Raw genomic sequence first — 14003 nt, 5'->3', positions numbered from 1 at the left:
TATTGACCGCTCGATCGGCCTCTCATTCAGTCAGATTCGCCTTCGGTCGTGAGTGTCAGTGCGGGACAGCGCTCGTTCGCGAGGTCGCCATTGAACAGAGCCACCGCATCGCCGTCCGATCGCTCGACAACGTCGAACTTCAGGCCGACACACGTGAACGACTTCCCATCGTACATCGCGGGGCCGTCCCATTCGTCACTTCCGGCGAGACGCCACCTGACCGTGTAGACAGCTCGCTCGTGTAGTTCTTCGTGAGTGATTTTTTCGTAGGTAGACTCTTTGAAGCTCTCGTCTTCCACATCCTGCCCGGAGAGCGGGATGCTCTGTCCGATCACTGACCGTCCCGGTCGATCCGATATTCGACTGTCCGGCGTTCACTCAATCGGTTCAGAAACTCTCGCTTCTGGATCGCAACGCCCGGCGGCTCGGACGAAAGCACCGAACAGCCCGCGAGGAGGGCCGAACTCTCGCCGAGCGTCGAGAGTAGTTTGGGGCGTGAAACCATACCATCCTCACTCTCGTGTGACTAAACCAAAACCAGTAGATCGCTGTGCTGATGTCTGTCCCGTGGTCATCCGTCGTTCCTGAACAGTCCAACAGTCAGGTCGCCGTCGATCGACCGACTGCGCCACTCGCCCACTTTCGCGGCCGTGTACCCGCCGACGAGAAACAGGAACGGGATCGTTGCCACGAAGATGGGGCTGTTCACCGCCACGACGAGGAAGACGACGTCCGCCCGCTGTGCGAGCGAGAGGCCGTCGAGCATCGCCGCTTTGAGCACGGCCCACGCGAGGATACCCGCTGCCGTCCCACAGATAGCAGCGAAGCCACCCTCGATCAGATGACGGTCGTACTCGCGACTCGACAGCCCCACGACGACGCCAGCGGGAACGGCTGCGATGCCGACCGCCACGACCAACGTGTTACTCGTTGCGGTGGTAATCCCACTGCCACTGGTAGCAACGTGTCCGAACGCGATCGCTCCGGCCACCGCCGTCGCGAACCCGACTGCCCGACGATCGCCTCCACTGGTGGGCATGTCTTCGATAGACGACACGACGGGCTATTAAATGTTCCTCAGGCTACCGTCCAACAATCTTCGCCGGCGTACTCGATCACGCCGCGGCGCTCCATCTCTGTCAGGACTTCCTCGATGCGATCGGGCTGTGCGATCTCCATCTCGATAGGATCGATCTCGTGGTAGGAGCGCAGCAGCGAGCGAACGTCGTCTTCGCTGAACTGCTGGGCGTCAGCTTTCTCCATGACGCTCTCGGTCAGCTCGATCATGTCCTCGATAAAGTTCCACGGGTAGACGACCCAGGTCCACTCTTCGAGCCGCTCGCCGACGAAGTCGGGTTCGACCTCGCTGGTCTGTAACAGCTGTAGCGTGGCGGTTCGGACGGCGTTCGGATCGCGCTCGTTGACGTACTCGGAGGCGTGTGCGATCGATTGGCCGGTGTCGGCGATATCGTCGACGATCAGCACGTCCTTGCCTTCGACCGACCCTTCGGGCATCGGATAGCGGACCTCTGGCTCGTCGCCCTTGGCGGCGGTCCCGACGTAGTGTTCGATCTTGAGGCTCGTCAGGTCGTCCAGGCCCAGAAAGTCACACAGCGTCCGGCCGGCAAACCAGCCCCCGCGGGCCAGCGCGACGACGACGTCCGGCTCGAAGTCGTCGGCTTTGACGTCGTCACTGACCGTCCGACAGAGGCCGTATATGTACTCCCAGTTCGTGATCGTACAGGGGAACTCCTCCGGCAGATCGCCCATCAGGTAGTCACCGATCGAAGCCTGGTGACGACGACAATTAGGGTTTTACATGCGCATCGACGGCCCGTCGTGTCACACAGTGGTCTTTTTGTTGTCGCGTCCGAACGTTCGTACCGATGCGACGCCGCCGCTTCCTCCAGGTTTGTGGGACGCTTCCGACGGTCGCCCTTACTGGCTGTACGGGAACCGAAGAGAGGACAGCCGACTCGATTGTCTCCGAACGGTCCCCACGCGTTCCCGATCCATCGGTCACGACGACTCCCACAAGCACGCGGACGACAGCGACGACTGACGACGATCTCCCTCCCTACGCCGATGCCGACGCCTACACTGCGGAGACGAGATCGATCGAGGCGACCGAGCACTGCGATCTCGGGGCGACGCTGACGATTCCCGACGGCGAGGACACCGCTCCCGGTGTCGTCATCGTCCATGGGTCCGGCCCGAGCGACCGGAACGGCACCGTCGGAGCGGTCCAACTGTACCGTGATCTTGCCGTCGGGCTTGCGAGTCGCGGGATCGCGGTCCTCCGCTACGAGAAGCGAACGTACGCCTGCCCGCTCGTGGTCGACGCCACGGAACTGACGATCGACGACGAAGTGACCGACGACGCACTGGCGGCAGTCGATCGGCTCCGTAACCACGATCGCGTCGCCGCTGGGGATGTAGTCGTTGCCGGGCACAGTCTCGGCGGCATGCTGGCGCCGAGAATCGCCCGTCGAGATCCGTCTCTGGCCGGCATCGCGATGCTTGCCCCACCAGCCCGCTCGTTGGCGACCCTCATTGCCTCTCAGCGACGGTATGCCTTCCAGCGGGATGGTCCCCTCTCGGATAGCGAACGCGAGCGCCTCGAACGCATCGAGTCGATCGCCGACCGTGCGAGGGCTGGCGACGTCGGCGAAAACGAGACTGTCTGGGGTGGCGGTCGGCCGTACTGGCGGAGTCTGGCCGCTTACGATCAGGTCGCGACGGCCCGAAAGCTGGACGTGCCCATGCTCATCCAGCAGGGATCGAACGACGTACAGGTGCCCCCGGACACGGAACTGTCCCGCTGGCGGGACGCGCTGGGCGATCGGTCGTCCGTGACGATCCAGACCTACGAGGGCGTGAACCATCTCTTGACGACCGGTCCGGGACCGCTGGCGACTGGTACTGCCCCCGAGTCGGGACACGTCACCGAACCCGTCGTGGCAGATCTGGCCGCCTGGAGCAGGCGGATCACTCGCTAATCGCAGTTGTGTCCTCGCGGAACCGCTTTGCATTCACTCGATGGTCGGTAAGCATATTCGTCCCCTGGCCCGAGAGCGTGTATGACCGCCCAAGATCGACGCGAGGTACACCTCGTCGACGCGTTCACGACCGAACCGTTTTCGGGCAACCCGGCAGGGGTCGTCCCCGACGCCGACGGACTCGAGGCCGACCAGATGCAGGCGATCGCGGCCGAGATGGGTGCCAGCGAGACGGTCTTCGTTCAGGAGACCGGGGACGCCGATCGGCGGCTCCGCTATTTTACACCCGAACAGGAGGTCGACCTCTGTGGCCACGCGACGATCGCTGCCTACGCCCGTCTGTTCGACCGGGCGGCGGTCGAGGCTGGCACCGAGACAGTCGCGACGGGTGCCGGCAAAGTGTCGGTCGACGTCGAGTCTGACGGGACAGTCTGGCTCGATGGGGCCGAGCCGTCGGTCGAGGCGGTCGACATCGATTACGACGAACTCGCGGCCGCGCTGGGACTCACTGAGACCGCCTTCGCCGGCGTCGGCGAGGACCTGCCGGTCGCCCGCGCTTCGACCGGCATGCCGTTTCTGATCGTTCCGGTCAACTACTTCGAGCAACTCGGGGACGTCTCGCCCGATCTAGCGGCGATCGAGGCGCTTGCCGAGGCCCACGACGCGGCCGGGATCTACGCGTTCACCTTCGACACGCTGGATCGTGAATCGACGGTTCACGGACGACTGTTCGCCCCGACGCTGGGAGTCAGTGAGGATCCGGTGACGGGGACCGCGAGCGGTGCCGTCGGGGCGTACCTGCGACGATTCAGCGGCGTGGAGGGAACGGAGTTTCGGTGTGAACAGGGTGATTTCCTCGATCGGTCCGGGCGTGTTCGCGTCCGGACTGCCAACGGCGTCCGTGTCGGTGGGCGTGCGGTGACGACGCTCTCGGGCCAGATCGCCCTCCCGGAGACAGCAGACAGTGAGATCATCGAAGCGTGACGATCGCCGGACGTGCCAGGACGCACACAGCGAGCGGAACGGATAAACCGGACTAGCCCGTATCCAACGAGCATGCAGCGGGCCGTGCCGCAGGACTTCGACCGTGTGCTCTCGTCGATGTGTACTGAGCCCCATCCAGCGGCTCGCGAGACAGCCCAACAGTTCCTCGCGACCAACCCTGGCGACCCGGGAACCTATCAGACGGTCGCCAGGCTCGAAGAACGTGCAGTCGAGCTCTTAGGCGAGATAACGGCACTTGACGATCCGGCTGGATACATCACCAGCGGCGGCACGGAGGCAAACATCCAGGCTGTCCGGATCGCCCGCAATTACGCCGACGCCGACGAACCGAACGTCGTCGTGCCAGAGAGTGCACACTTCAGCTTCCGGAAGGCGGCGGAGATGCTCGATGTCGAACTTCGGGACGTGCCGACGACTGACTACCGGGCGGACGTGGATGCGGTGGCTGACGCCCTCGACGACCAAACGGTCGGGATCGTCGCCGTCGCGGGCACGACCGAGTACGGCCACGTCGATCCCATCCCTGCGCTGGCGGACCTGGCCGCGGACGCTGGCGCACTCCTCCACGTCGATGCGGCCTTCGGTGGGTTCTTTTTGCCTTTCACCGACATCGAGTGGAACTTCGCCCACGCCGGTGTCGATACGATGACGATCGATCCGCACAAGGCCGGTCAGGCGGCCGTCCCGGCTGGGGGCTTTCTGGCGCGATCGACGGACTACTTAGACGAGTTGACCATCGATACGCCCTACCTCGAATCGGAGTCACAGTTCACCCTGACCGGGACCCGGAGCGGAGCCGGCGTGGCCAGTGCCGTCGAGGCCATGGAAACGCTGTGGCCGGAGGGCTATCGCGAGCAGTATCAGGCCTCGATGGACAACGCCCACTGGCTTGCCGAGCGCTTCCAAGAGCGCGGCTACAGCGTCGTCGGCCCGGAACTACCCCTCCTCGCTGCGGATGTCTCCCTGGAACTCGTCGAACAACTCCGGGATCGTGGCTGGCGGGTTACCAAAACGGGCTCGGGTGAAATGCGCGTCGTCTGTATGCCCCACGTCACGCGCTCGATGTTGCAGACGTTCGTCGCGGATCTGGACTGGTTTTGAGTAGCTGCAGTGGGACGGAAACAGGAAGGTTTACCCTACACGCGCTAAACCGGGCATCCGTGACTGTCCCTCTCTCGTTTGCACTCCTCGGTGACGTCGCAATCGGCCTGCTTGGCCCGCTTCAGGACGCTCTGGCAGCCGGTGGGGACTTCCTGTCGTGGCTCTATGGCGCGCTCGAGGGATCGGTACAATCAGCGACAGGGCCACTCGGCCTCCTCATCATCGCGATTTACTCGTTTTTGATCGCGTTCGTCCTCCCACTTCCCAGTGAGATCGTCCTCGCGCCGGCTGGGCAGATGCAACTCGGCCTCCCATACGGGCCGACGCTCGCGGTGATCATCCTCGTCAGCGGGATCGGGAAGGCAGCGGGCAGTGTCTTTGCCTTCCATATCGGGCAAGAGGCCAAGGAGTACGGCCCGCTCGTCAGACGAATCAAGGCTTCTCGATTCGACGTCATCGGGTGGTCCGAACGGAAGACCGTCCAACTCGCTCGCCGTTTCGGGTACGTCGGTCTCGCGATGGCGCTTTCGGTCCCGTTTTTCCCCGATACGATATCGATCTATGCGTTCACGATCCTCGAAGAGGACTATTTCAAGTTCGCGCTGGCGACGTTCGCGGGCAGCGTTGGCCGGCTACTGGTGACAATCGGGGCCTTCGGTAGCGTCTTCGTGCTGTTTTGACGGGGAAACACGACTGCCCTGCCTCGACGGTACTGGGCTCACGTTCGGTGAGCAGTGCCTGCTCGGGCCGAAACGACCGACCCGGACAACGCCGAAACACGGCGCTGATACGTCGTTGTGGGTCGTCTTCATCATCCCCGGCAAGCGAGCATCCAAATGCCCTGGCGGCGTCACCGACACTGGTTGGGCGGCGCCTTCATTCGGCTGCCGGCGACGTCCGGAAACCGGCGGGTTTTAGGCTGGAATAGCGATACTGGTGGATATGAGCCACGACGAGTTCCCGACCGACAACCCGGCTGTGGTGACCTGCGGGTTGCCCTACGCCAACGGCGATCTGCACATCGGTCACTTGCGGACGTACGTCGGCGGCGACGTGTTGACTCGTGCCCTAGAGAAACTCGGCCAGGAGACGGCTTTCGTCTCCGGGTCTGACATGCACGGGACGCCGATCGCCGTCCAGGCGATCGAAGACGACATCGACCCCGAAGCGTTCGCCTTGGAGTACCACCAACAGTACGAGGAGACGTTCCCGCGCTTTTCGGTCGACTTCGATAACTACGGCCACACCCACCAAGAGACCAACCGCGAGCTGACCCACGAGATCGTCGAAGCCCTCGAAGCCGAGGGCTACGTCGACGAACAGCAGATCAAGGTCGCCTGGGACCCCGAAGACGACCAGCCACTCCCCGACCGCTACGTCGTCGGGACCTGTCCCTACTGCGGTGAGCAAGCACGGGGCGACGAGTGTGACGAGGGCTGTGGTCGCCACCTCGAACCCGGCGAGATCGAGGACCCCGTCTCGAAGATCTCGGGCAACCCCGCCGAGTATCGCGAGCGCACCCACAAGTTCTTCAAAGTCTCCGAACTCGCCGACTATCTCTCCGGGTTCCTCGACCGTCTCGAGGGGACGCCGAACGCCCAGAACCAGCCCCGCCAGTGGATCGAAGAGGGGTTGCAGGACTGGTGTATCACCCGGGACCTCGATTGGGGCTTCGACTACCCCGGCGACGAGGCCGAGAGCGAAGATCTCGTCCTGTACGTCTGGGTCGATGCGCCGATCGAGTACATCGCCTCGACGAAGCAATACACCGAGCGCGTCGGTCCCGACACCTACGACTGGGCCGAAACCTGGAAGGAGAGTGGCGAGATCGTCCACGTCATCGGGCGGGACATCATCCAGCACCACACGATCTTCTGGCCCGCCATGCTCCAGGTCGCCGAGTACAACGAACCACGGGCCGTCGTCGCAAGCGGGTTCATGAGTCTGGACGGCGACGCCTTCTCGACGAGTCGAAACCGGGCGATCTGGGCAGAGGAGTACCTCGATGAAGGGTTCCACCCCGATCTCTTGCGGTACTATCTGACGACTGTCGGTGGCTTTCAGGACGACATCGACTTCTCGTGGGATCGGTTCCGCGAGCGCGTCAACGGCGAGTTGGTCGGGACGGTCGGCAACTTCGCTTACCGATCGCTCCTCTTTGCCTACCGCAACTTCGAGGGGACACCCGACGTCGAACTGTCCACAGAAGTCGAGGATCGGATCGCGGACGCGATCGCCGACTTCGAGGCCGGCGTCAACGATTACTCGATCCGGAAAGCCACGCAGGCCGCGGTCGAACTGGCGACGTTCGGCAACGAGTACATCCAGCGCCACGAACCCTGGAATCTCGACGACGAGGCGGCCGCGCCGGTCATTCGAGACTGTGTTCAGATCGCCAAGGCTGTCGCCGTCCTCATGCAACCGACCACGCCCGAGACGGCACGGCGGCTCTGGGACCAGCTCGATGAAGACGGGTCGGTCGCCGAGGTTACACTCGACGCCGCGCTGGAAGCGCCGCCCGTCGCCTTCGGTGAACCGACCGAACTCTTCGAGAAAATCCCAGCCGAACGTGTCGCGGACCTCAACGAGAAACTCGAACAGCGAGTCCAAGCGACCACCGCAGACGCGGAAACCGAAAGCGACGATACGGCTGGAGACGACGGGACCGTTATGGACCTCGAACCACTCGCCGAGGAACGGATCGACTTCGACGACTTCCAGGCGTTGGACATCCGCGTCGGGCAGATCGTCGAGGCCGAGCCGATCGAAGACAGCGACGATCTCGTTCGGCTCGACGTCGATATCGGGCTAGAGACGCGCCAAGTTGTCGCCGGGATCAAGCAACTGCACGACGTCGAAACGCTTCCGGAGACGCGGGTCGTCCTACTGGCGAACATGGAGAAAGCAGAACTGTTTGGCTACGAGTCCAACGGCATGGTGCTTGCTGCCGGCGAGGAAGCTGATCTGTTGACGACCCAGGCAGATGCACCGCTCGGGTCGAAGATCCGCTGAGTTGTGCCACAGCACTTTAGCCGACCGCTCGATTAACGCAGGTATGACCGACGACGAGTGGCAGTACGATACCAACGACTTCGAAGAGCCACCGGCTGGCGACCGCGCGGTCGAGGAGCCGTCTGACGACGACCCCCAAGCGGCTGCTGACGATAGCGGCTGGCGGTTCTCTGTAGACGAGGTCGACGAAGATGGAACGGTGGCTGGGGACGAGGAGGGCGGGTGGTCGAGCCTGCACGAAGAGGTCGAAGCTGGCTCGCCGAACCCGGAGAACGTCGCCTTCGTCGCGATCGGCCTGCTGCTCGGTCTCGTTCTCGCCTGGCAACTGGTCCTGTGATCGCCCCGAACTGTTAACCCATCCCGGACCGAAACGCGTGTATGGCGCTGGTCTTTGGCATGGACCTCTCGTTGTTACTGTTGCTGGCCGGAGCGTCGCTGATCATCGGCGAGGCCTTCGCGCCCGGAGCGCACTTTATCGTCCTCGGGATCGCGCTGCTGGCTGCGGGACTGGTTGGGCTTGCCCTTCCCTCCTCGCTGGGCGTCCTGTCGGTGGTGCTCATGGCCGGCGTGGTGATCGCCGTGGGGAGCGTCTCGCTGTATGTCTACCGGCAGTTCGACTTTTACGGCGGGAAAGGTGCTGGTCGGACGAGTGACTCGGACTCGTTGAAGGGGCTGACCGGCCGTGTGACCGAACGTGTCACTAGCACGGATGGGGAAGTGAAACTCGACGGTGGTGGCTTCAACCCGTATTACCGGGCCCGTGCGTTCGACGAGGAGATCCCAGTCGATCAAGAAGTGATCGTCGTCGACCCCGGTGGCGGCAACGTCATCACCGTCGAATCGATGGCAGCCCTGGCGACGGACGACATCGACGACGAACTCGAAGCCGACCGCCAGGCAACGACACCGGACGACGATACCACTCCCTCCCCGGCAGACCGGGAAACCGAATCGGAGACCGTCTGAGAACTGTTCCCGTCGGCGGACTCTCCCCCCGAGCGGGGGATCGAAACGATAGCCAGGAACAGCAGCTATTTCAGTCGTCGCGAAATCCGTCCAGACATGGACGAATCCACACGCAAGGCAGCGAAGCGACGCGCCAGTGAACGTGCTGTCGAGGCCGTCACGGACGGCGATATGGTTGGTCTTGGCAGCGGGAGTACGGCCGAACACGCGATTCGCCTGCTCGGGGATAAAGTTGAAGACGGCCTGGATATCGTCGGTGTCCCGACTTCCTTCCAGGCTCGGGAAGTCGCAACCGACGTTGGGATCGAATTGACGACCCTCGAAGAGACAGCAGGCCGCCTCGACGTGGCGATCGATGGGGCCGATCAGTTCGCGGGCGGCGATCTGATAAAAGGCGGTGGCGCGGCCCACGCTCGTGAGAAAATCGTGGACAGTGCAGCCCAAGAGTTGGTCATCGTCGTCGACCCGACGAAACGAGCGGACGTCCTCGACGCCGCGGTCCCGGTCGAGATCCTCCCTGATGCCCGCCGGACCGCTGCCGACGCAATTCGTGCACTCGATGGCGAACCGACACTGCGCCGGGCTAAACACAAGAGCGGTCCCGTCGTCACCGATAACGGAAACCTCGTCTTTGACTGTGACTTTGGCGAGCTCACCGATCCAGCGACGCTTGCTTCAGCCCTCTCGGAGCTGCCTGGCGTCGTCGAACACGGACTCTTCCTCGATCTCGCTGACGTCGTCTACCTGGGAACCGAAACGGGTGTCGAACGGATCGAGCCCTAGTCCATCTGGGCGCTGCATCTGTTGTTCATGATTGATTGTTTTTCTTTTCAAAACTGAAGTAGGAGCCTACACACAGGCTCTTCCGGTTGTTTGGCGCCCTCTGCTGGTTCGCAGCCAAAATACTTAATACCGTCCGGCGGACGAGTTCCACGTGGACTATGGTGGACAACCAGCAGTTAGACGACTATAGTACGATCAGCCGCCGCCGGTTCGCTCAGATCGCTGGAGCGACCGGGGCGGCAGCCCTCGCGGGTTGTGGTGGCGGCGATACGACCACTGAAGGGGGCGGCCAAGAAGACACGCCGGCGGACGGTGGCGAGACGGACGACGGTACGTCCGATTCCTCGACACAGGTTTACGACGCTGAATACGACAACCTCAACCAGTCGGCGGCGACCGCTGATCTACAGTACAACCATCTCAACAGCTCCTCGTATGCGGGTTGGATCGCGTGGACCCTGACCGACCGCCTCATCGCGTACAACTTCAACGAGCGGGAGTATCAACCCTACGCGCTCGAAGAGTACACCATCGAACCCCAGCGGGCAGAACTCACTATTCGGGGCGATTATGCGTGGGCCGACGGGACGGATTATACGTCCACGCACCTCAAACAGGAGATCGCTGCCAGTTACATCGTCGGTGGTGGGCTCTGGGACTACATCGAAACTCTGGACAACATCAAGACGCCCGACGAGAAGACGCTGGTTCTGGAGCTTCCCGAGGCTGCAAACCCGACAGCGCTGGAGCACGAGATCGGTGCCATCCAGACGAACATTCGCGCAAAGGATGGGACCCCGTTTGCGACCCTTTGGAACGAGATGCAAGAGAACGGGGTTGACGGAGTCAGTGACTCCACCCGCGAGGAAGTGTCGAACTTCTCGCCTTCGAGCCCGCCGATGACGGCCGCGCCGTGGACGTTCGAAAGCGGTGACGCCAACGGCGTTCGGCTGTCGCGCAACGAGGAACACCCCGACGCCGACAACATCAACTTTTCAAACTACTACTGGGGCGCTTCGCCGGGTAACCAACACAAGCAGTCCCAGCTGGTTTCGGGCAAAGTCAACAGTGTAATGAGTCTGTACTGCCCGCCACGGATCGCGGCAAACGTGCCGGACGAGTTCGAAGAGGCACGTCCGCCGGCGTACTGGGGTACGGGCTCATGCCGAACCACGAGCGCCCGCACGTCGAACACCGGGAGGTCCGCCAGGCAATCCAGCATGCGATCGACCGCAGTGTCGTAAAGCAAAACGCTGGCCCGCGGACCAAAGAGATGGCGGCAACTCCGGGTGCCCTCTGTCCGGGCCGACCTGAAGAAGAATGGCTCGGTGACACCATGGACAGCTACCTCCGCTTTGAGGATCCGGAACGCGGTGCGGAGCTACTCGAAGAAGCTGGCTATACGAAAGACAGCGGCACCTGGAAAGACTCAAACGGCAAGGCTGCATCCCTCGAAGTCAGCGTCTTCGCTGGCTGGTCTGACTGGGTGACGGCCTCCCAGACGATTGTCAGCCAGCTCAACGACTTCGGCTTCGATGCCTCGTTGAACACCGTGCCCGGTGGGTCTGCCTGGGGCGACATTTTGCCCAACAGCAAGTTCCAGATCCACACCTACTCCTGGATGTCCGGCGGACCCCGCGGTGCGTTCCCCTACTATTCGGCCCGACGTCAGGTCGGTTACGTCTGGGGTGCTGGAAACATCCACAACTACCCTGGCTGGAACGGTGGTGACGGGCAAGAGATCACCGTGCCCGACGGTAACGGTGGCGAACTGTCTGCGAACCCAGTCGAACTGGTCGACAGTCTCCCACGGATCACTGACGAAGAGGAACTCACGCAGACGGTGCGCGACCTCCACCGCGTGTTGAACGTCGATCAGCCGTTCATGCCACTCTCGACGAAGCTCGAACAGTCGTGGTACGAGCAGAGTGACACGTGGGCCGCGCCTGACGAAGACTCGACGAAAGCCGGGGTCAAGTGGCCGTCGTGTTGGTTGCCAAAGCAGGGCGACATCTCCTACAAAGGAGACTAGCATCACACAGAACGCACTGCCCGCGTTCTGAACTAACTATAATCGTTAAAATACCACAAACTGACTAGCTGCACATGGTAAATTACTACATAAAACGGACTGGACAGATGGTAGTGACGCTCTATGCCGTCGTTACCATCGCATTCGCACTGGTGCGTTTCCTCCCAGGGGGGCCCGCAACGGCGTTACGAGCGCAGTTGATGCAAGAAGACGTTCCCTCGGAAGTCATCGCCCAGCGTATCGAACTGTATCTCAGTGTCAATCCCGACGCCCCGCTGTTGGATCAGTACATAAGCTACATGAGCAATATCTTCTTGGAGGGGAGCCTCGGCAAATCCGTCTTTATCCAGCGCCAGACCCCAGTCACAGAGATCCTGGCAGAGGCACTCCCGTGGACGCTGTTTATCGTCATTTCGTCTATCATTCTCTTCCACATCATGGCTGTCGTAATCGGTGCGCTGATGGCCTACTGGGAGGGGAGTCTGTTCGACACGGTGAATTCAGCTATCGCGATCGTGTTCACGTCGATCCCGTTCTACGTGCTCGCCATCGTGCTCGTCTGGATCCTCGGGTACGAGATGAGCTTGTTCCCGGTCGGAAACCGGTACGGGGACGCCATCGAGCCAGGACTCTCAGTGACGTACATCCTCGATGTGATCTATCACGGAGCGTTGCCGATCGCCTCGATGGTGATAACCCAGTACGGTGTTCGCGCACTGTCGTTCCGTGGGAACAGTATCCAGATCCTCGGCGAGGACTTCGTTCGGGTCGCCCGGCTGCGTGGCTTGTCCGACTCCCGGATCGCGCTCTGGTATGTCGGACGGAACGCGATCTTGCCGCTGTATACGGGCTTTCTGCTCTCGCTCGGGTGGCTGCTCGGTGGCACCGTGATCCTCGAAGAGATCTTCAACTATCCCGGTATCGGGCTCAAGTTTATCGAAGCGCTCGAAGTCCGCGACTATCCGGTGATCATGGGCGTGTTCATCATGATCACGGTCGCACTGGTCGTCGGTATCTATGTCGCCGACCTGACCTACGGGAAGATCGATCCGCGCATCGAAACGGGTGATCAAAGTGAAGCATTCTGACACTGATTCCGAAGACGGACTCGAATGGACCTACGACGCCTCCCAAGAAGTCGGGATGACGCGTCGTGAGAAGCTACGTGAGTATTATCAGGAGTATCTCTACAAGCCGGCCCTCGTCGCCTGGTCGGACTGGCGAACGCGGATCGGCTACGCGATCGTCGGCTTGTATCTCGCTATCGCTCTGATCGCACAGTTCAATCTCTACCGCCCGCCAGAGGCAAATCAGGAGATGCCGATGCTACAGGCCTTCCAGGAAGGGTCCGCAATCCTCGGCTCGAACACGATCGGCCAGGATATCCTCTCGTTGATGATCCACGCGACCCCGGAGATGCTCATCATGATCGTCTCTGGGGCAGTCTTCGCGATCGTCATCGCCGTGCTCGTCGGCACCTTCGCTGGATTCAAAGGCGGGCGAGTCGATAGCGCGTTGATGTTCGCCGCTGACGTCGGGATGTCGATCCCGGGGCTCCCGCTCGTGCTGGTGTTGACCTCGACGCTGCGGCCGACGAATCCCGCTGTCATCGGGATCATTATCACGATCAACTACTGGGCCGGCCTCTCGCGAGCGATTCGAGCACAGACTCTCTCGATCCGTGAGAACAGTTACGTGGAGGCCTCTCGAGTAATGGGCGTCAGCACGCCCCGCATCATGTTCAAGGATATCATCCCGAACCTGATGCCGTACATTACCGTTAACTTCGTCAACGCGTGCCGAGCCGTGATCTTCTTCTCGGTCGGGTTGTACTACCTTGGGTTCCTTCCCTACACGAACGCGAACTGGGGTGTTGTCCTCAACAACGCCTACACTCAGGGCGCAATCCTCGGCGGTTCGTACGTCTGGCTCATGGCGCCGATCGTGATGATCATGCTCCTGTCGCTCGGGCTGATTCTCATCGCTCAGGGGATGGACCGCGTGTTCAACCCGCGTGTCCGGACCCGGCTGGCCGGCGAGTCAGAATCCGTCGAAGGTGACGCTGAGGAAGACGATGTCGACACCTTCGGAGGTGCTATGTAACG

General features: G+C 62.0%; 16 protein-coding genes. 12 read left to right on the top strand and 4 right to left on the bottom strand.

Going from position 1 to position 14003, the window contains the following annotated elements:
• Window positions 1–26: 26 nt before the first annotated feature.
• The 4 genes from FR699_RS06630 to FR699_RS06615 all read right to left on the bottom strand — a co-directional run bounded on the left by FR699_RS06630 (window position 27) and on the right by FR699_RS06615 (window position 1770).
• Window positions 27–335: a hypothetical protein gene (locus FR699_RS06630; protein WP_158854844.1), complete on the bottom strand. Its 309-nt coding sequence runs from the start codon at window positions 333–335 to the stop codon at window positions 27–29.
• The gene (locus FR699_RS06625) at window positions 332–505 is read right to left on the bottom strand and encodes a hypothetical protein (RefSeq protein ID WP_154551200.1); all 174 of its coding nucleotides are present in this window, start codon (window positions 503–505) and stop codon (window positions 332–334) included. Before FR699_RS06625 ends, FR699_RS06630 begins: the two co-directional genes overlap by 4 nt.
• Window positions 506–571: 66 nt before the next feature.
• Complete coding sequence (locus tag FR699_RS06620) at window positions 572–1039, bottom strand: hypothetical protein (protein WP_158854842.1); 468 nt, start codon at window positions 1037–1039, stop codon at window positions 572–574.
• Window positions 1040–1077: 38 nt separating this feature from the next.
• On the bottom strand, window positions 1078–1770 hold the full coding sequence (locus FR699_RS06615) for a phosphoribosyltransferase (protein ID WP_154551202.1): 693 nt from the start codon (window positions 1768–1770) through the stop codon (window positions 1078–1080).
• A 116-nt stretch (window positions 1771–1886) separates the two neighbouring features.
• On the opposite strand from FR699_RS06615, the gene FR699_RS06610 reads away from it, so the two are divergent.
• The 12 genes from FR699_RS06610 to FR699_RS06555 all read left to right on the top strand — a co-directional run bounded on the left by FR699_RS06610 (window position 1887) and on the right by FR699_RS06555 (window position 14001).
• Window positions 1887–2999 (top strand): S9 family peptidase, encoded by a 1113-nt coding sequence (locus FR699_RS06610; RefSeq protein ID WP_158854840.1) that lies wholly within the window; start codon window positions 1887–1889, stop codon window positions 2997–2999.
• A gap of 81 nt (window positions 3000–3080) precedes the next feature.
• The gene (locus tag FR699_RS06605; protein WP_158854838.1) at window positions 3081–3983 is read left to right on the top strand and encodes a PhzF family phenazine biosynthesis protein; all 903 of its coding nucleotides are present in this window, start codon (window positions 3081–3083) and stop codon (window positions 3981–3983) included.
• A 72-nt stretch (window positions 3984–4055) separates the two neighbouring features.
• Window positions 4056–5105, top strand: coding sequence for a tyrosine decarboxylase MfnA (gene mfnA / locus FR699_RS06600; protein WP_158854836.1), 1050 nt, complete (start codon window positions 4056–4058; stop codon window positions 5103–5105).
• A 131-nt stretch (window positions 5106–5236) separates the two neighbouring features.
• Complete coding sequence (locus FR699_RS06595; RefSeq protein ID WP_229770586.1) at window positions 5237–5785, top strand: YqaA family protein; 549 nt, start codon at window positions 5237–5239, stop codon at window positions 5783–5785.
• A gap of 262 nt (window positions 5786–6047) precedes the next feature.
• Window positions 6048–8117, top strand: a complete 2070-nt coding sequence (metG, locus tag FR699_RS06590; protein ID WP_158854834.1) for a methionine--tRNA ligase — start codon at window positions 6048–6050, stop codon at window positions 8115–8117.
• Window positions 8118–8160: 43 nt separating this feature from the next.
• Window positions 8161–8454 carry a hypothetical protein gene (locus FR699_RS13140; protein WP_199268294.1) on the top strand — a complete coding sequence of 98 codons (294 nt, stop codon included), beginning with the start codon at window positions 8161–8163 and terminating at the stop codon, window positions 8452–8454.
• 41 nt (window positions 8455–8495) lie between these two features.
• Window positions 8496–9083 (top strand): NfeD family protein, encoded by a 588-nt coding sequence (locus FR699_RS06580; RefSeq protein ID WP_154551207.1) that lies wholly within the window; start codon window positions 8496–8498, stop codon window positions 9081–9083.
• A gap of 96 nt (window positions 9084–9179) precedes the next feature.
• Window positions 9180–9866 carry a ribose-5-phosphate isomerase RpiA gene (rpiA, locus tag FR699_RS06575; RefSeq protein ID WP_158854832.1) on the top strand — a complete coding sequence of 229 codons (687 nt, stop codon included), beginning with the start codon at window positions 9180–9182 and terminating at the stop codon, window positions 9864–9866.
• A 158-nt stretch (window positions 9867–10024) separates the two neighbouring features.
• Window positions 10025–11110 (top strand): hypothetical protein, encoded by a 1086-nt coding sequence (locus tag FR699_RS06570; protein WP_158854830.1) that lies wholly within the window; start codon window positions 10025–10027, stop codon window positions 11108–11110.
• A complete protein-coding gene (locus FR699_RS06565; protein WP_370515567.1) occupies window positions 11014–11898 on the top strand; it encodes an ABC transporter substrate-binding protein in 885 nt (294 codons plus the stop codon). The genes FR699_RS06570 and FR699_RS06565 overlap by 97 nt, the downstream gene beginning before the upstream one ends.
• A gap of 74 nt (window positions 11899–11972) precedes the next feature.
• Window positions 11973–12986 carry an ABC transporter permease gene (locus FR699_RS06560; protein WP_154551210.1) on the top strand — a complete coding sequence of 338 codons (1014 nt, stop codon included), beginning with the start codon at window positions 11973–11975 and terminating at the stop codon, window positions 12984–12986.
• Window positions 12973–14001 carry an ABC transporter permease gene (locus FR699_RS06555; RefSeq protein ID WP_154551211.1) on the top strand — a complete coding sequence of 343 codons (1029 nt, stop codon included), beginning with the start codon at window positions 12973–12975 and terminating at the stop codon, window positions 13999–14001. The genes FR699_RS06560 and FR699_RS06555 overlap by 14 nt, the downstream gene beginning before the upstream one ends.
• Window positions 14002–14003 lie beyond the last annotated feature (2 nt).

Origin of the sequence: Halorhabdus sp. CUG00001 (genome assembly GCF_009797925.1) — an archaeon.
GTDB lineage: Archaea > Halobacteriota > Halobacteria > Halobacteriales > Haloarculaceae > Halorhabdus.
The sequence above is the reverse complement of the archived record's forward strand: the minus strand, read 5'-3'. Positions and strand labels throughout refer to the sequence as shown.